At 46.6% G+C, this 17,289-nt stretch carries 12 protein-coding genes and 2 tRNA genes; 8 read left to right on the top strand and 6 right to left on the bottom strand.

What is annotated here, in order from left to right:
- Positions 1–8: 8 nt before the first annotated feature.
- Positions 9–2,441: a penicillin acylase family protein gene (locus ICN17_RS09715; RefSeq protein WP_255538394.1), complete on the bottom strand. Its 2,433-nt coding sequence runs from the start codon at positions 2,439–2,441 to the stop codon at positions 9–11.
- Positions 2,442–2,602: 161 nt separating this feature from the next.
- Between ICN17_RS09715 and ICN17_RS09710 the strand changes: the two genes are divergently transcribed.
- Both ICN17_RS09710 and ICN17_RS09705 read left to right on the top strand, forming a co-directional pair.
- A tRNA-Leu gene (locus ICN17_RS09710) sits at positions 2,603–2,691 on the top strand.
- Between the two features lie 148 nt (positions 2,692–2,839).
- On the top strand, positions 2,840–3,184 hold the full coding sequence (locus ICN17_RS09705) for a hypothetical protein (protein WP_255538393.1): 345 nt from the start codon (positions 2,840–2,842) through the stop codon (positions 3,182–3,184).
- A 3-nt stretch (positions 3,185–3,187) separates the two neighbouring features.
- On the opposite strand, the gene ICN17_RS09700 is transcribed toward ICN17_RS09705, so the two are convergent.
- From ICN17_RS09700 to ICN17_RS09680, 5 genes are read right to left on the bottom strand one after another with little or no spacing between them, the layout of a single operon-like run.
- Positions 3,188–3,601, bottom strand: a complete 414-nt coding sequence (locus ICN17_RS09700; RefSeq protein WP_087910179.1) for a biopolymer transporter ExbD — start codon at positions 3,599–3,601, stop codon at positions 3,188–3,190.
- Between the two features lie 2 nt (positions 3,602–3,603).
- Positions 3,604–4,296: a MotA/TolQ/ExbB proton channel family protein gene (locus tag ICN17_RS09695; RefSeq protein ID WP_216237351.1), complete on the bottom strand. Its 693-nt coding sequence runs from the start codon at positions 4,294–4,296 to the stop codon at positions 3,604–3,606.
- Positions 4,297–4,303: 7 nt separating this feature from the next.
- Positions 4,304–4,978 (bottom strand): energy transducer TonB, encoded by a 675-nt coding sequence (locus ICN17_RS09690; protein WP_255538392.1) that lies wholly within the window; start codon positions 4,976–4,978, stop codon positions 4,304–4,306.
- Positions 4,979–4,986: 8 nt separating this feature from the next.
- A complete protein-coding gene (murI, locus tag ICN17_RS09685) occupies positions 4,987–5,793 on the bottom strand; it encodes a glutamate racemase (RefSeq protein ID WP_216237348.1) in 807 nt (268 codons plus the stop codon).
- 24 nt (positions 5,794–5,817) lie between these two features.
- Positions 5,818–7,341 carry a fumarate hydratase gene (locus ICN17_RS09680; protein WP_216237346.1) on the bottom strand — a complete coding sequence of 508 codons (1,524 nt, stop codon included), beginning with the start codon at positions 7,339–7,341 and terminating at the stop codon, positions 5,818–5,820.
- 174 nt (positions 7,342–7,515) lie between these two features.
- On the opposite strand from ICN17_RS09680, the gene acs reads away from it, so the two are divergent.
- The 6 genes from acs to fdhF all read left to right on the top strand — a co-directional run bounded on the left by acs (position 7,516) and on the right by fdhF (position 17,232).
- Positions 7,516–9,489 carry an acetate--CoA ligase gene (gene acs, locus ICN17_RS09675; RefSeq protein ID WP_216237344.1) on the top strand — a complete coding sequence of 658 codons (1,974 nt, stop codon included), beginning with the start codon at positions 7,516–7,518 and terminating at the stop codon, positions 9,487–9,489.
- A gap of 46 nt (positions 9,490–9,535) precedes the next feature.
- Positions 9,536–9,626: transfer RNA gene (locus tag ICN17_RS09670), tRNA-Ser, on the top strand.
- Between the two features lie 61 nt (positions 9,627–9,687).
- Positions 9,688–12,111, top strand: coding sequence for a DUF748 domain-containing protein (locus ICN17_RS09665; protein WP_216237342.1), 2,424 nt, complete (start codon positions 9,688–9,690; stop codon positions 12,109–12,111).
- 9 nt (positions 12,112–12,120) lie between these two features.
- Positions 12,121–12,339, top strand: a complete 219-nt coding sequence (locus ICN17_RS09660) for a hypothetical protein (protein ID WP_216237340.1) — start codon at positions 12,121–12,123, stop codon at positions 12,337–12,339.
- 174 nt (positions 12,340–12,513) lie between these two features.
- Positions 12,514–14,316 carry an NAD(P)H-dependent oxidoreductase subunit E gene (locus ICN17_RS09655; RefSeq protein WP_216237339.1) on the top strand — a complete coding sequence of 601 codons (1,803 nt, stop codon included), beginning with the start codon at positions 12,514–12,516 and terminating at the stop codon, positions 14,314–14,316.
- Positions 14,317–14,337: 21 nt separating this feature from the next.
- Positions 14,338–17,232, top strand: a complete 2,895-nt coding sequence (gene fdhF / locus ICN17_RS09650; protein WP_216237338.1) for a formate dehydrogenase subunit alpha — start codon at positions 14,338–14,340, stop codon at positions 17,230–17,232.
- The last annotated feature ends 57 nt before the right edge of the window (positions 17,233–17,289 follow it).

Genomic DNA, 17,289 nt, shown 5'->3' with positions numbered 1-17,289 from the left:
GACAAGTCTTATTTACTATTCAATTCAAGTTGGCGCTGAGTCTTTTCGGGTTTCATCTGTAATGGTAGGTATTCGTTATTTGCCCACAGAGGGTTCATATTTCGATAAAGCTTGCTTTGTACCCAGCCAGATTGACCTGTTTGATAAATAAAGAGCGACTTCTCTAGATCTGAAAGGTCATAGATCGCCCGCATACTAGGGCCTTGGACTGTTTCATAGGGGTTGGTAGATTTCAGGAGTTGAGGTCTGCCAACATTAATAGAGAAGGCATCCCCAGGAAAGGGCGTCTTAATATTGAAGAGGTCGCCCAATACTGGAACTTTGCTCAGTGGTCGATGCTCTGAAGTAGCAATATGCGCTTTACCCCATGCCCAACCTTTGGGTTCACTGCCGTATTGATTACTTAAATAATCCAAAGCCTTATCAAGAGCATTATTAGAGGAGTCTAGGCAAGACTCTGCTTGATTGGTTTTGGGGTCATCACACCAAGAGCTATCAGGGTTTTGCAAGGCCAAGATGAGGGGTTGTCTAAAACTGCGCGAACCATAGCTCTCGGTAAATAAATAACTTAAGCGTGAGAATAGATTGCGAGTCAGCTGATCTGCCCAAGCATTAAAAATCAGAGCGCCAGCACTATTAACAGACATATCACCATTAAATTTTTGAATGATTTCTTGTGCTTGTGGAGCAATTTTATGATTTGAGTTGCTCGATTTAAATAAGTCTAATAAGGGAGTGGCACCGAGCGACAGGGTATCTGCCTGCATAGTTTTCATCGAACTGAGGTCATGGCTACTTCGAGATTTAATGAGCTCAACAATGCGGTCGTAACGCGTTGGCAGATCCCAATCCGCCGTCAATGGATTTGGATCGTTGGCGGCAATGATTTTTTGATTGGCAGTGGCAATCCAGCCCTGTTCGGGATTATTGCTTGCCGGTAGCTGCTCAAAAGGAACATAGCCAGTCCAATCGTATTGCTTCTCCCAGCCAAGAGCCGGTGCCAGACCATAGAGCCCTTGGTGTAAAACACGCTTAGGAGCAATGCCGGCAGCTTGATAGCTGATATTGCCTTCGGCGTCTGCCATCACCACATTTTGCATTGGGGCATAGTTTTTTCGCAGCGCTTGCTTAAAGGCATCTAAATCTTTGGCATGATTCATTTCTAAAAGGCCAACGACGGATTGATTCTCGGTATCAAGTGCTGTCCAACGCAGCGCCAAGGCAAATCGTTTGGTATCGATGCTACGCTTGGCACGTGCATAGGAATCTGAAATAACAGGACCATGGCGAGTCTCTTTGACTAAGAAGGTAATGGATGGCGAACCTTTGACGTCGATGATCTCTTGATGTACTTTAAATGGGAGCGGGCCATCAGGACCACGATACATGCCGGGATTGCTTGAATCTATTTGCTCAATATATAAGTCTTGTACATCGGGATTGGTGTTGGTAAAACTCCAAGCAAATTTATCTGTTCTTCCTAAAACCACTCCTGGGATGCCCGGTAGAGTTCCGCCAATCACATTCATTCCCGGTGCATCGAGGTGGGCAAAATACCAAATGGCTGGAGCCGATAGACCCAAATGAGGGTCGTTCGCTAGCAAAGGCTTGCCACTTGTAGTGAGCTTGCCGCTTAATGCCCAATTGTTTGATCCAATCCCATCTTTTCCGCCCGGAAGATCCAGAGAACCGAGCTCAGTTGTGGGAAGCTTTTTGGATTTTTCTTCAGATAGACCTGTGGCGGGATTAAATACATTCAGCTCTTTATAGAGCTTAGCAAAATCCATACTGCTTACCAGACTGCCTACTTCATAGGGCGGCAATACTTCCCAAATTTGTTTTGTGCTGAGGAACTGCGAGAGTTCAAAGCGTTGTAATTCTTTATCCCAGTTTCCGCCAAGATCGTAGGCCATCATCAGCATCCAGGCGACGCTATCCGTTGGTGACCAATGGCCGGGTTTAGACCCCGTTAAAAAATACTCCACTGGTAGCGCCCAGCCTAGTTGAGCATTGCCAGTATTCACGCCATCGGCATAAGCTTGCAGCAAACGTTTGGCTGCCACAGGATAGCGATCAAATTGACGCTCAGCAGCGCGCTTAATGCCAAGCGTACGAATAAAGCGATCAATCTTGACAGTCTCACCACCTAAAATTTCAGAGAGGCGACCGCTAGCCAAACGGCGATTGACCTCCATTTGCCAAGAGCGCTCAGTAGCATGTAAATAGCCTAGGGCAAATAAGGCATCTGCCTGAGTGTTGGCTTTGATATGAGGCACATCACTCTCATCAAAAGTAATGACAACAGAGTCGCTCAGATTTTTAATTGTTCTTTTGCCAGCAGGGGAGGATTGAGCAAAATATAAATAAGTCAGAACAATCAAAACTGCAATGGCCAAGAGAGTGCCACCAATGAACAAAGCGCCCCGTATAAACGAGCTCATGGCCTTGGACTTTCCTTGCAATTTCATGGGGGTAGTTTAGTGCTTTTATACGCTAGCCCGCTGGGCATGAAGATCTCTGGGCCTTCAGGCTAAGGCCCCTCTGGCGTGCTAAAATCCAGACTGTCTTGATTTATTTAGCGCAGCAGTTTCTGTTTGTGCGAGCCCGAGTGGTGAAATCGGTAGACACAGCAGATTTAAAATCTGCCGACTCAAAAAAGTCGTGCCGGTTCGATTCCGGCCTCGGGCACCAGCATTTCAATTGTTTCCTCATTCAGATCTTGAGAACATTACATTTAATCTTCCTGTTATTACTTGCTTGCACCATGACTCCGGTAATGGGACAGTCTGCTTTCTTTGACTGTAAAAGATCCGAAAGGGATTTTGTTGAAGAGTATTCCATGCAACTGACGCTTGCATCAAAGACTCAAAAGGCAAAAGTCTATTTAGATGATCGGGATTTGGATCAGTCTGATGCCTTTGGAGCGCAAGTTGTGAAGAGCGTCACACTTGCTAAGCCGAATATTTTTATAGTGATAGAGGCTAGTTTTCCAGCCGAGAACCTCATGGGCGTTCAATATCCTGCTGGCACAGTTTTAACCCACATCACTCTTGACCCAGCGACTGGGAAATTAAAGAAGGTTGAAAAAATACAGGGCGGTATTTTGGGTGCATCTTTAGGAAATGGGACTCACGTGAGTGAAGAAACCTGTTTCCCAGCTAAAGCACCAGCAAAACCACGCTAGAACTTAATCAGGTTCGGTTACAAAGCCCAACTTCGTTAAGCCGGCGCGACGAGATGCCGCCAGGACTTGAGCGACGTACTCATATTTCACGGATTTATCTGCGCGCAAATTAATCTCTGGTTGCGGTTCTTTCTGAGCGGCTTTCTCCGCATAGCCATCAAAGGTTTTTAAATCAATTGCAGTGCTGTTCCAGAAAATTTGACCCTTGCCGTCAATGCTGAGTTGAACGGATTCTGGTTTGACTTCATTGCGTACGCTATTGGCTTTAGGCAGCTCAATCTTTACTGCTTGTTGTATGACGGGTAGGGTGATGATGAAAATGATCAATAGCACCAACATCACATCAACCATCGGTGTCATATTGATCTCAGACATGATGCTGTCATCACTCTGATCGTCTTGAATATGAAAGGCCATGCTTATTCTCCAGACTTCACGCGCGCACCAGTCACAAAGTAGGCTAAAAGATCATTCGCAAAGCGATTGAGATCAGCCACCATTAATTTGTTAGCGCGGTTAATGGCGTTAAAAGCCAGAACGGCAGGAATCGCCACCGCTAAACCCAGGGCAGTCATGATGAGTGCCTCACCAATTGGGCCGGCAACTTGATCTAGCTGTGCGCTACCAGAGCTACTAATCGCAATGAGTGCGTGATAGATGCCCCATACGGTCCCAAACAAACCAATGAAAGGTGAAATCGCACCAGTAGATCCAAGAAAAGTCAGTCCCTTCTGAAAACCTGCCGCAATACCATCAATACTATTCTTGAGGCTTCTAGCCATCCACTCAGAGTAATTGAGGGTTTGCAGTAACTCACGATGATCATGAGCTTGATTCTGATGATGTGCAGAAGCAGTAGCTGCTGATTTAGCGAGATGATAGTAAGGATTCAGCGCATGGTTACTAAAGGACTGTAAACCTTGATCATAGGATGTGGCGCGCCAGAATTGATCAAGCTCGGGCTTGAGCTTGCGAAGATTGCGCAATTCCCAGAAGCGGGTGAGCAAAATAACCCAAGTAACAATTGAGCAGATGATAAGTGCGATAGCCACAAAGCGGGTGATGAAGTCGCCTTCAAGCCAAAGATTTGCTATGCCAAATGGTGTATTCATAATGTGTTTACTTGAGATTAAATTTAATTAAGAGATTGGTAGAAATTCTTTGTGGTGAACCATTTACTAAAAAAGGCTTAAAGCGATAACGTCTCCCGATTTCACTGGCAGCCCGATCAAGCCTCGGAAAGTTGCTCGATTGCAAAAGGGCAATATCTTCAACGTTGCCCGTTTGATCAATAATTAATCGCACAATAACCGTACCTTGTTCTCCAGAACGTTTTGAGAACGAAGGGTAGTAAGCATCAGCATCGGGTTGGTAGAGTACTTCCAGTTTACCAATGTCGGTCTGAATTGGCGTGCCACTTGCTCCGCCAGCAGTAGAGGGTGCCACCGCAGCATTTTGGGGTTGGGAGTCACTATTGGACTCTGTTTGCTTTTGAGCGGCTGTTGATTGTTTAGGCTCCGCTGGCGCTGGTTTTGGTGTCGGCTTTTCCTCTACCTTTTTCTTAGGCTCTTCTTTGGGTTTGGGTGGCGTGGGCTTCGGTGCAGCTGGTGCTTCCTGACTTTTGGTTGGTGAAGGGCTCACTAAATTTGCCATCACCCGCGTGTCATCTATCTTGGGTGGACGTGCGCTGAGATGAATAAATTCCAAGGCTGGCAAAGCATGCAAGACTAAAACGATAGTAATGATGATCCGTTCTGATTTGGTAAACGGCAGACGAGAGTCTAGTTTTTGCATGAGGCTGCTCATGACACTTCACCCAGCAATGCTGAATCAATTGCATATACATTTAAATCGCTCGTGAGTAAATCTTGGGACATGCTTAAAAGCGAGGCATTATTTTTACTGCTGATAAATAAAATAGAACTGCGTTTTGCAGAATGCTCATCTTGTGGCAATGCCTCAAGTACTCGTTTCAGTTGCCTTACAACGGCATCGCTTGTATCAATTAAGGTAACGCTGTCACCTAAAAGTTTGCGAATAGATTTTTTAAGGAAAGGGTAGTGCGTACAACCTAAGACCAAAGTGTCTGAGCCAGCATCCAAAATAGGTACAAGATGTTTACCTAATAGCTCTAACGTTTCTTCGCTATCTGCCTTACCAGCCTCAATCAGGGGGACGAGTCCTGCGCCAGCCTGCTTAATGAAACGACAGTGATCTGGCAGAGTGGCTAATAGTGCATTGAATTTATCGCTCTTTAGGGTTGCCTCAGTTGCTAAGACTCCTACAATCCCATTTTGCGATTGCATCGCCGCAGGCTTAATCCCTGGTTCAACACCAATGATCGGAATATCTAATTCAGCGCGGATCTGTTTGATTGCTTCTGCAGTAGCTGTATTGCAAGCTACAACAATTGCATCACAGCCTTTACTAGCCAGATGTTTGCATAAGGCAAGACTGCGAGCGGTAATCCATTCGCTGGATTTTTCCCCATAAGGGGCATTAGCTGAATCCGCAAGATAGATATAGTCGTGCTGCGGAAGCTGACGCAGAGCCTCATCCAAAATGGATAAGCCTCCAACGCCAGAATCAAAAACCCCTATGAGTGCCAAAGCGATTTAGCGCTGTGAGCTTGGTTAAGCAATCTTGACTGGAATACCAGCAATTTTTGCTTGCCATTCTTGAGGGCCAGTCTCGTGCATAGAGATGCCTTCAGAGTTAACAGCAACAGTCACTGGCATGTCTTTGACATCGAATTCATAAATAGCTTCCATGCCTAAGTCAGCAAAGCCAACAACCTTAGCAGACTGAATCGCTTTAGATACCAAGTAGGCGGCGCCACCAACGGCCATGAGATAGGCAGATTTATGTTTCTTGATGGCCTCAATTGCAACAGGACCACGCTCAGCTTTGCCAATCATGGAAATCAAACCAGTCTGGGCAAGCATCGTCTCGGTGAACTTATCCATCCGCGTTGAGGTGGTGGGGCCTGCAGGACCAACTGCTTCATCACGCACAGGATCCACTGGACCAACGTAATAGATGATGCGATTTTTGAAGCTCACTGGAAGTTCTTCCCCTTTGGCTAACATATCAGCAATCCGTTTATGGGCTGCATCACGACCAGTAAGGATTTTTCCATTTAGCAATAAGGTATCGCCGGGTTTCCAGCTTGCTACCTGTTCAGCAGTTAATGTATTGACGTCGACATGTTTCGATTTTTTGGTGTCCGGTGTCCACGTGACATCTGGCCAATCGGATAAGGAAGGCTTCTCCAGTTTGGCTGGACCATCACCGTGTAAATGAAAGTGCACATGACGGGTGGCTGCGCAGTTTGGAATCATCGCTACAGGTAGGGAAGCAGCATGGGTTGGGTATTCCATAATCTTGATGTCGAGTACTGTTGCTAAGCCACCAAGACCTTGGGCGCCGATACCCAATTTGTTTACTTTGTCATAAATCTCAAGACGCAGTTCTTCAGCACGTGTTTTAGGTCCACGCGCAATGAGTTCCTGAATATCTACGGGACCCATTAAGGATTCTTTTGCCATCAACATGGCTTTTTCTGGAGTGCCGCCAATACCAATACCGAGAATGCCAGGAGGGCACCAGCCTGCGCCCATAGTTGGAACGGTTTTTACTACCCAGTCAACGATGGAGTCGGATGGATTGAGCATCACCATCTTGGCTTTGTTTTCTGAGCCACCACCTTTGGCAGCGCAGATCACTTCAACATCATCGCCAGGAACAATTTCGTAATGGATGACAGCAGGGGTGTTGTCACCCGTATTTTTGCGCTTGCCTGCTGGGTCAGTTAAGACCGAAGCACGGAGTGTGTTTTCTGGATTGAGATAGGCACGGCGAACACCCTCGTTCACCATTTCAGAAACGCTCATCGTGGCATCAGGCCATTGGACATTCATACCAATCTTCATGAATACAACAGCAATGCCGGTGTCTTGGCACATTGGGCGATGGCCTTCAGCGCACATCCGGCTGTTAGTCAAAATTTGTGCCAATGCATCTTTGGCGGCTGCGCCTTGCTCAAGCTCATAAGCCTTACCCATGGCAGTAATAAAGTCCTTAGGGTGGTAGTAAGAGATGAACTGAAATGCGTCTGCAACACTTTGAATTAGGTCGTTTTGTTTGATATTTGTCATGGTTTTTGGCTTATTTCCACATTATTAGTAAGGTTTGACCTATTTTAAGGGTTTGCCATAGAGCAAATCCCGGGTGTTTTCACTTATCTTCTAAGGTTCCGAGGGTCTAAACCCATCATTTTGCGGCATTTTGCAAAAATAGATTATTGATTATTAGATAGAGGGCAGTGAAGCATGGAACCATTAAAGCAAGAAAACCGCGTATTTAACCCACCCGCAGACTTTGTAAAGGGTGCTGCTATTCCGGGTATGGATGCCTATAAGAAGCTTTGCGATGAAGCGAATCAGGATTATGACGGTTTTTGGGGTCGCCTTGCTAAAGAGAACATCTATTGGAAAAAGCCATTTACGAAAGTTTTAGACGAATCTAAAGCGCCTTTCTACAAGTGGTTTGAAGATGGCACAACGAATGCCTCTTATAACTGTTTGGATCGTCAGGTTGAAGCTGGTTTAGGTAATAAGACAGCTCTGATTTTTGAAGCAGATGACGGCACAGTGACTAAAGTAAGCTATCAAGACTTGCTTGAGCGCGTTTGCAAAATGGCAAATGCAATGCGTAAGATGGGCATTAAGTCCGGTGACAGCGTCATCATTTACATGGCAATGACTATCGAAGGCATTGTGGCGATGCAAGCCTGCGCTCGTATTGGTGCAATTCACTCTGTTGTGTTTGGTGGCTTCTCTGCCCAAGCTTTGCGCGATCGCATTATGGACGTCGGTGCAGTAGCCGTGATTACTGCCGATGGACAGTTCCGTGGCGGCAAAGCATTGCCATTAAAAGCAATTTGTGATGAGGCTCTTTCCACTGGCGAATGCCCTAAGGTGAAGCATGTGATCGTGAATAAGCGTACCGGTTCTGATGTTGCGATGACGGCAGGCCGTGATGTTTGGATGCAAGAAATCATGGCGAATGAAGCTACGACTTGCGAGCCAGAGTGGGTTAGCGCTGAGCACCCATTATTTATTCTGTACACATCAGGTTCTACTGGTAAACCAAAGGGCGTGCAGCACTCTACAGGCGGTTACCTCTTGTGGGCGATTCTCACTATGAAGTGGACCTTTGACATTAAGCCAAATGATGTGTTCTGGTGTACTGCTGACATTGGTTGGGTAACTGGCCACTCTTATATTACTTATGGCCCGCTCGCTGTTGGCGCTACTGAGATTGTGTTTGAAGGTGTACCAACTTATCCAAATGCTGGCCGTTTCTGGGACATGATTCAGAAACACAATGCAACCATCTTCTATACAGCACCAACTGCAATTCGTTCTTTGATTAAAGCATCTAGCAATGACCAGGCAGTGCATCCAAAGAGCTATAACTTATCTTCATTGCGCCTCTTAGGCTCTGTAGGTGAGCCAATTAATCCGGAAGCTTGGATGTGGTACTACGAGAATGTCGGTGGTTCACGCTGCCCAATCGCGGATACTTTCTGGCAAACCGAAACTGGCGGTCATATGATTACGCCGTTGCCTGGTGCAACACCAATGATTCCAGGTTCATGCACATTGCCATTGCCAGGTATTCAAGCGGCTATCGTTGACGAAGCTGGTGTGGATGTTCCGAACGGTCAGGGTGGCATCTTGGTTGTGAAGCGTCCATGGCCTTCCATGATTCGGACGATTTGGGGTGACCCTGATCGTTTCGTGAAATCCTATTTCCCAGAAGAGTTGGGTGGCACCCTATACCTTGCAGGTGATGGTGCAATTCGTAACAAAGATACTGGCTACTTCACGATTACCGGCCGTATCGATGATGTCTTGAATGTTTCTGGTCACCGTATGGGAACCATGGAAATCGAGTCTTGCTTGGTAGCTAATCCATTAGTTGCAGAAGCTGCAGTAGTTGGTCGCCCAGATGAACTCACTGGTGAAGCAATTTGCGTATTCGTAGTTCTCAAAGGTGGTCGCCCAACCGGTGACGACGCTAAGAAGATTGCGACTGAATTGCGTAACTGGGTTGGTAAAGAAATTGGCCCAATTGCAAAACCAAAAGATGTCCGTTTTGGTGATAACTTGCCTAAGACCCGTTCTGGCAAGATCATGCGTCGTCTCTTGCGCGTGATTGCTAAAGGTGAAGAGGTTACCCAAGATACCTCTACACTTGAAAATCCAGCAATTTTGGAGCAGCTCAAGGAGTCTGTATAAGCTTTTAAGGCTAAACCCTTTCGGCAATCGTATAATCATCGGTTCCGGAAGGGTGGATGAGCGGTTTAAGTCACACGCCTGGAAAGCGTGCGTAGGTTAATAGCCTACCGCGGGTTCGAATCCCGCCCCTTCCGCCAAGCAGTATCGAAACCACCCTCGGGTGGTTTTTTCATTTGCAACTTCCCTTAAGATATCAGAATGATTCACCTCAATCTGTTCGTGCTCAAAGTGTGGTGCCTACGCTTAGTGGGCCTACTCTTGGTGTTAGTCACTCTCTTTTGGGCTGGTGCCCATGTGTTTGTTCCAGGCTTTGTTAAAAAGTCTGTTGCTGAGTATGGCGATAAGATTGGTTATGACATTGCTTATCAGGACCTCAGTCTTTCTCCTTTACGATTGCGAGTAGAGATTGATGGTCTGCATCTGGCTAAAAATGGCGGCAATAGTCTCCTGCAATTTCAGAAGTTACTGGTTTCTTTAAAGTGGACCAAGCTAGCGATCGGAGAGATTGGTTTTGATGAGATTGCTCTTCAAGAGCCCAAGCTCCTAGTTGAAAAAAGAGTAATTAAAGGAGGATCTGCTGAGACAGCCCTTTGGAACTGGCAAGAATTCATTCGTGCAGTGGAGAAAAGCTTGCCACCCAGCGATCCTAAAGAAGTTAAAAAGCCTACCAAGATTTCTGTTGATCAGTTGGTAGTCAATTCAGCATCCTTAAGTTTGATTGATGCAACTTCTAATTTAAAAGAGGAGCTCAAGCCTTTTTCTATGAAGCTACTGAAGGTAGCAAACTACGATAAAAATGGTGTTGTCTCAGGTGCGCGTGGTCAGTATGACTTCAACTTGGGTTCCTTGCAGTTATTGATACCGGGCGTTAATAAGACGATTGCCTTTAATCGTGTCACGATTACTGGGGGCTTAGATAATCCAAGCCCAGGCGCCTTAGGCTTGCAATTCGATCTGCAGCTGGATCAGGGAAGCCTCCGTTCTCACTGGGATCTTAATACGATATCTAAGGCGATAGATGGCAAGATCAATATGGAAAATATCTCGCTAGCGCCGATCGTTTCCATGCTCCCTGCGAATAAAGAATTAACAGCTCAAAGCGGGCTGATGAATGCTAACCTAACAGTCAAACTTGGCGCAGACGCTGATGTGATTTCAGGTGACGTTCATTTGGTTGATGTGGTGGTTGCGGAAAAGGGCGAGAAAACCCCATTAATTCTCTGGAAGGCGGCTGAGTTACGTCAGCTGGAATACAAGCTGAGTAAGTCAGCCAATCAGTCTTCGGGAACTGGTCTGACAATCGATGAGTTGCTGATTGATCGTCCTTTACTCCGTTTTGAAATGAATGAAGAAGGCTTATCTAATTTCCGTAGATTATTTTCCAAGCCCCAAAGCGATAAGACAGGGCAGGCAGTTGCTACAGAATCTACAAATGCCCCATTTCATTTGGATATGCGCTCCGTTAACCTAAAAGATGGCGAAGTACTGTTTTCGGATTTAGCGATGCGACCAAACTTTAAGGTCGATATTAAAAAGTTCAATGCAACTTTTCTGGGGGTTAGTAATACTCCGGGACGTTTCGCTAGTGTCGCAATGGATGGAGTGGTGGCAGGTTCGGGAAGTATGAGAACGAAGGGGCAAGCTTCCTTTGATGATCCGCGTCGCAATCACGATATTGCGATGAGTTTTAGAAATCTTCCACTCACTACATTTAATCCGGCCGTCATGAACTTTGCAGGCTATCAAATTACTAGTGGACGCTTAAATCTCAATCTCAATTACCGTGCTAAAGATGGCGAGCTCAATGGTAGCAATCAAATCATTATCAAGAAGGTGGAGTTAGGGGATGAAGTGCCAGACTTTAAGGGTAAAAAATTACCTTTGGGATTGGCGATTGCATTATTAGAGGATGCTGATGACACCATTGATGTCACAGTACGAATTTCAGGTAATGTGGACTCACCAGAATTTAGTGCCAGCGGTTTGGTCTGGCAGGCGATTACCAATGTATTGACCAATGTCGCTACTGCACCCTTTAGAGCTTTGGCATCGATTCTTGGGATGGGTGGTAATGAAGGGGTGAATGCTGTGCCCGGCGAAGCAGTCTTTTTGCCTGCTGATCAAGATCGCCTAGAAAAGTTTGGCGACTATTTGGTGAGGCGTCCTAACGCTAACCTAGAAATTATGGGTACTTACGATCCCATTCAAGATAAACAAGAGCTAGCCAGAGTAAAAGCTGATACTGCTATTTTGAAGGAGGCTGGCTTTAAATTGACCGCAGGCGATCCTGTTCCCGTCCCAAGTCTATCCGACCCAAGAGTGCAGTCTGGTTTAAAAGCCGCCTACGCACAATACCTTGGCCGCATTAAATTGGGTCAGCGTTTATTGACACTTCCGGATGGTGAAGCACGCAACCAACAATTGCGCACAGAGCTCATTGCGGAAATTGATGTGAGTGATGCCCAGCTCAAGGAATTGGCTAAAACCAGAGCAACGATTGCTTATGAGTTAATGATCAAGGCAAATCCCGCTTTAAAGGATCGGATTGCCACGGGTGATGTGAAGTCAGTTGAGTCTGGAAAAGAGGGTGTGCCCCTCGAGGTTGAGATCAGAATCAAGTAGACTTGAGCCATGAATTTAAGAAAACTACCAATAATCATCACAGCCACTGCTATCACCATGCTTGCTGGCTGCGGTTCTATTGAATCTGCCGCCCAAGACGACTGCACCTCCATAGGCTGGCAGATCGGTAGCAAGGGTTACCAGGACTGCTTCAAAGCTAGGGTATATGAGCGCAAGTTAGATTACTCCAACCCTCCAGGCGACAAGCCATACCCATCAATGTTATAGACTAGGGTAAACCCTTAATTCATTCCCTTGAGCGCCGTCAAGGACTTGAGGGGTGAAATAACCCAAAATCAAGCGATTATTTGCATGTCTAACTAGACAAGTTCAGTCTCGTCTAGCAAGAGATGCTGTTTCGCACAATGGCAGTACCAGTATAAAAACTAGAGACTATAAACTATGAATCACCCAAAGCCTTCCGGAGAAGTCAAAGCAGTTGCCATTGCTACTGCAGATGATTTGAGGGAGACCATTCGTCGTAAGAGCAAACTCAAAGGTCGTCAAGCAGACGATGCATCCTTAGAGGAAGTACGGCAACTGATTGGTAATGCGCCACATCGTCGTGATTTGTTAATTGAAAATCTCCACAAGCTTAATGATGAATACCGTGCTTTGCATGATCGTCATTTAGTTGCCCTGGCAAAAGAAATGAATTTGCCAATGGCAGAAGTTTATGAAGTGGCGACTTTCTATCACCACTTTGAAGTCGTGCGTGGCAATGACCCGGTAGCGGACATCACTGTGCGTGTGTGCGACGGTATCGCCTGTGAGTTGGCTGGTGCGCAAAACTTATTAGCAAAGCTCCCGACAATTTTAGGTAACCCGAATGTCAAAGTCATTGCAGCCCCATGCGTAGGGCGCTGTGAGCAAGCTCCAGTAGCGGTAGTTCACCAATATCCAGTGCTCTTTGCGACAACCGATAAAGTGCAAGCTGCCGTTAAGAACAACTTAACAACCCAGCCGATGGCTAAAGATAATGCCAACTTTGATCCAGCGTCTTTGGTTGAACAGGGCGTTTCTCCACAAGGCGAAAATCAAGCCTTATCCCCAGACTATGTTGGCTACGAGTCCTATCGTGCCCAAGGCGGTTACGGTCTGGCAAAAGAAATTATTGATGGCAAGCGCGATGCTGAAAGCATTATTAAGGCGATGGAAAGCTCTGGCTTGCGTGGCCTAGGTGGTGCCGGTTTCCCAGCAGGGCGTAAGTGGCGCATTGTGAAAGATCAAGTTGCTCCAAAGCTTATGGCTGTCAATATTGACGAAGGTGAGCCAGGAACGTTTAAAGACCGTACTTATTTAGAGCGTGATCCACACCGTTTCTTAGAGGGCTTATTGGTTGCCGCAAGCGTGGTTGGTATTGATGCTTGTTATATCTATTTACGTGATGAGTATCACGGCTGCCGCGAACTCCTCGAGGCCGAATTAGCTAAACTCAAAGCCAATCCCCCATTTAAATTACCGACCATTGAATTACGTCGTGGAGCGGGCGCCTACATTTGCGGTGAAGAATCCGCAATGATTGAGAGTATTGAAGGTAAACGTGGTGAGCCACGCATGCGTCCTCCTTATATTGCGCAGGTTGGCCTTTTTGGAAGACCAACTCTAGAACATAACTTTGAGACCCTCTATTGGGTGCGCGACATTGTGCAACGTGGCCCTGAGTGGTTTAGTTCTTTTGGTAGACATGATCGTAAAGGCTTACGTAGCTTCAGTGTTAGCGGGCGCGTCAAAAAGCCGGGCGTGAAGTTAGCGCCAGCAGGCATTACGATTCAGGAACTCATTGATGAGTACTGTGGCGGCATGCAAGATGGCCATCAGTTCTATGGCTATTTACCGGGTGGCGCATCGGGCGGGATTTTGCCTGCCACGATGAATGACATTCCATTGGATTTCGATACCTTGCAACCTTATGGCTGCTTCATTGGATCAGCAGCCGTCATGGTGTTTAGCGATAAAGATAAAGCGCGCGATATGGCGCTCAATGTGATGCACTTTTTCGAGCATGAGAGCTGTGGTCAATGCACCCCATGTCGCGTTGGTACGGGCAAAGCTGCAAAACTCATGCAAGCCAAATCCTGGGACCAAAATACGCTAGAAGATTTAGCAACTGTGATGGTTGATGCCTCTATCTGTGGTCTAGGTCAGGCGGCGCCAAACCCGATTCGCTGTATTCATAAATATTTCCCACAAGAAGTAGCTTAAATAGGGAAAGACGAGACAAAGATGAACGCACCAACTAATCCAAAAGAGCTCGCATTACCAACCGTTGAGTTCAAGCTAGACGGCAAGACGATTGTTTCCTATGAAGGTGAAACTATTCTCAAGGCCGCTAAACGCCACGGTATTGATATTCCCCATTTATGTTTTAAAGATGGCTACCGTGCTGACGGCAACTGCCGTGCTTGCGTAGTCGAAATCAATGGTGAGCGCACCTTAGCCCCAAGCTGCTGCAGAAGTGCCACTCCAGGAATGGAAGTTAAAGCCAATAGCGAGCGTGCTGTAAAGAGTCAGAAGTTAGTGCTAGAGATGCTCCTCTCAGATATGCCTGATGAAGGCTTTAAGTGGGTGGGTGATAGCAAAGCAGAAGAGCAGAAGAATCAACATGGCGAGCTCAGCACTTGGGCCAGCCGCATGGATGTCACAGTACGCCCAGAGTTAAAAGCATTGCGTCGCGAGAAGGTTGCGAATGACATTTCTCACCCGGCGATGGCAGTCAACCTCGATGCTTGTATTCAGTGCAACCGTTGTGTCCGCGCTTGCCGTGAAGAGCAGGTCAATGATGTGATCGGCTACGCTATGCGCGGCGCCCATAGCGAAATCGTCTTCGATCTCAACGACCCCATGGGTGATAGCACCTGCGTTGCCTGTGGTGAATGTGTACAAGCATGCCCAACGGGTGCATTGATGCCTAAGGGATTAATTGGTTCGCAAACCGTTGACCGTAAGGTAGATTCTGTTTGCCCATTCTGCGGTGTTGGTTGCCAAATTACTTATAACGTTAAAGACGAAAAGATTGTTAGCGTAGAAGGTCGTGATGGCCCCGCTAATCACAATCGCCTTTGCGTCAAAGGTCGCTTTGGTATGGATTACATCCATAATCCACAGCGCCTCACTAAACCATTAATTCGCAAACCTGGTGTTCCTAAGGATGAGTCAATACTTGAAGGCAAGCAAGACTGGTCTGATATTTTCCGCGAAGCCAGTTGGGAAGAGGCGCTCGAGTTTGCTGGTGGTGGCCTTAAAAAACTCAAAGATAAGCATGGCTTGAAAGTATTGGCTGGTTTTGGGTCTGCAAAGGGAAGCAATGAAGAGGCTTACTTATTTCAAAAACTGGTTCGTACAGGATTTGGTAGTAATAACGTAGATCACTGCACTCGTCTTTGTCATGCATCTTCTGTGGCAGCACTCTTGGAGGGTGTTGGCTCTGGTGCAGTGAGTAATCAGGTGAATGATGTTGAGCACTCAAGTTTGATTTTCCTAATTGGATCAAACCCAACTGCTAACCATCCAGTTGCTGCAACTTGGTTTAAGAATGCCGCTAAGCGTGGCGCAAAGATTGTGTTGTGTGATCCACGCATGACCGAGATCAGTAAGCATGCTTGGCGCACAATGCAATTTAAGCCAGATACTGATGTAGCGATGCTTAATGCGATGATTTATACAATCATCGAGGAGGGCTTAGCTGATCAAGATTTCATCCAGAATCGCGCTAATAATTTCGAAGCCCTCAAGGAAAATATTAAGGGCTATAGCCCCGAAGCCATGGCCCCTATTTGCGGAATCCCTGCAGAGACCTTGCGTGAAGTTGCGAGAGAGTTTGCTACTACGAAGTCAGCCATGATTTTATGGGGTATGGGTGTTAGCCAGCACGTTCATGGTACCGATAATGCGCGTTGCTTAATTGCCTTAGTGAGTATCACGGGCCAAATTGGTAAGCCGGGTTCGGGCTTGCATCCCTTGCGCGGTCAAAATAACGTGCAGGGTGCCAGCGATGCTGGTTTGATTCCGATGATGTTCCCGAATTATCAACGTGTAGACAATCCAGAAGCACATGCCTGGTTTGAAAAATTCTGGGGCATGCCACTCGATAAGAAACCAGGCTACACCGTAGTTGAAATCATGCACAAGATCACTGCGCCAGATAGTGACCCCGATAAGATTCGCGGCATGTACGTTGAGGGCGAAAATCCAGCAATGAGTGATCCTGACTTAAATCATGCACGTCATGCCTTAGCTTCGTTGGAGCACCTGGTTGTGCAAGATATCTTTATGACTGAGACAGCATTGCTAGCCGATGTGGTCCTTCCGGCAAGCGCTTGGCCAGAAAAGGTCGGTACTGCAAGTAATACCGACCGTATGGTGCAGATGGGTAAGAAGGCAATTAATCCTCCTGGTGATGCTAAGCCTGATCTGTGGATCATTCAAGAAATTGCTAAACGCATGGGTCTGAATTGGAATTACCAAGGCTCCGATGATGGAGTTGCGCAGGTTTATGAGGAGATGCGTCAAGCCATGCATGGCGCGATTAAGGGCATTACCTGGGAGCGCTTAGAAAAAGAATCTAGCGTTACCTATCCATGCCTCTCAGCAGAAGACCCAGGTCGACCAATCGTATTTGATGATGCTTTTGCTACTCCTGATGGCAAAGTGAAGCTTGTGCCAGCAGACATCATTCCTGCAAATGAAAGGCCTGATGGAGAGTATCCATTCGTACTCATTACAGGTCGTCAGTTAGAGCATTGGCATACCGGCAGTATGACAAGACGCGCCACTGTGCTTGATGCTATTGAGCCAATGGCAACCGTTTCTATGAATGGTGAGGACATGACTCAGCTTGGTGTGGTAGCTGGAGATGTGATTACAGTTCAATCTCGTCGCGGAGAAGTAGGCATTCATGTGCGAAGAGATGATGGTACCCCAAGAGGTGTGATCTTCATTCCGTTTGCCTACTATGAAGCAGCAGCAAATTTGATTACTAATCCTGCCTTAGATCCATTTGGCAAGATCCCAGAGTTCAAGTATTGCGCAGTCAAACTCGCCAAAGGTGGTGATGTAGCAAAGATTATGGGCTACGGTACCAATGCCCCCGGCGGATCAAAGCTTAGTGCCAATATTTAAGTGCGCTTAGCATCAGTAAAAAGGCTCCCAAAGTGGAGCCTTTTTACATAGACCTCA

The sequence above is a fragment of the Polynucleobacter sp. 73C-SIWE genome (assembly GCF_018882465.1).
GTDB lineage: Bacteria > Pseudomonadota > Gammaproteobacteria > Burkholderiales > Burkholderiaceae > Polynucleobacter.
Note: the sequence above shows the minus strand (reverse complement) of the source record. Positions and strands in the feature narration are given on the sequence as shown.

Excerpts from the sequence above, each read along its gene's own strand:
- ICN17_RS09715 (WP_255538394.1), bottom strand. The coding sequence starts at position 2,441 with ATGAGCTCGTTTATACGGGGCGCTTTGTTCATTGGTGGCACTCTCTTG.
- ICN17_RS09680 (WP_216237346.1), bottom strand. The coding sequence starts at position 7,341 with ATGACAAATATCAAACAAAACGACCTAATTCAAAGTGTTGCAGACGCA.
- ICN17_RS09705 (WP_255538393.1), top strand. The coding sequence starts at position 2,840 with ATGCAACTGACGCTTGCATCAAAGACTCAAAAGGCAAAAGTCTATTTA.
- ICN17_RS09690 (WP_255538392.1), bottom strand. The coding sequence starts at position 4,978 with ATGCAAAAACTAGACTCTCGTCTGCCGTTTACCAAATCAGAACGGATC.
- ICN17_RS09660 (WP_216237340.1), top strand. The coding sequence starts at position 12,121 with ATGAATTTAAGAAAACTACCAATAATCATCACAGCCACTGCTATCACC.
- acs (WP_216237344.1), top strand. The coding sequence starts at position 7,516 with ATGGAACCATTAAAGCAAGAAAACCGCGTATTTAACCCACCCGCAGAC.
- ICN17_RS09700 (WP_087910179.1), bottom strand. The coding sequence starts at position 3,601 with ATGGCCTTTCATATTCAAGACGATCAGAGTGATGACAGCATCATGTCT.
- ICN17_RS09665 (WP_216237342.1), top strand. The coding sequence starts at position 9,688 with ATGATTCACCTCAATCTGTTCGTGCTCAAAGTGTGGTGCCTACGCTTA.
- fdhF (WP_216237338.1), top strand. The coding sequence starts at position 14,338 with ATGAACGCACCAACTAATCCAAAAGAGCTCGCATTACCAACCGTTGAG.
- ICN17_RS09655 (WP_216237339.1), top strand. The coding sequence starts at position 12,514 with ATGAATCACCCAAAGCCTTCCGGAGAAGTCAAAGCAGTTGCCATTGCT.
- ICN17_RS09695 (WP_216237351.1), bottom strand. The coding sequence starts at position 4,296 with ATGAATACACCATTTGGCATAGCAAATCTTTGGCTTGAAGGCGACTTC.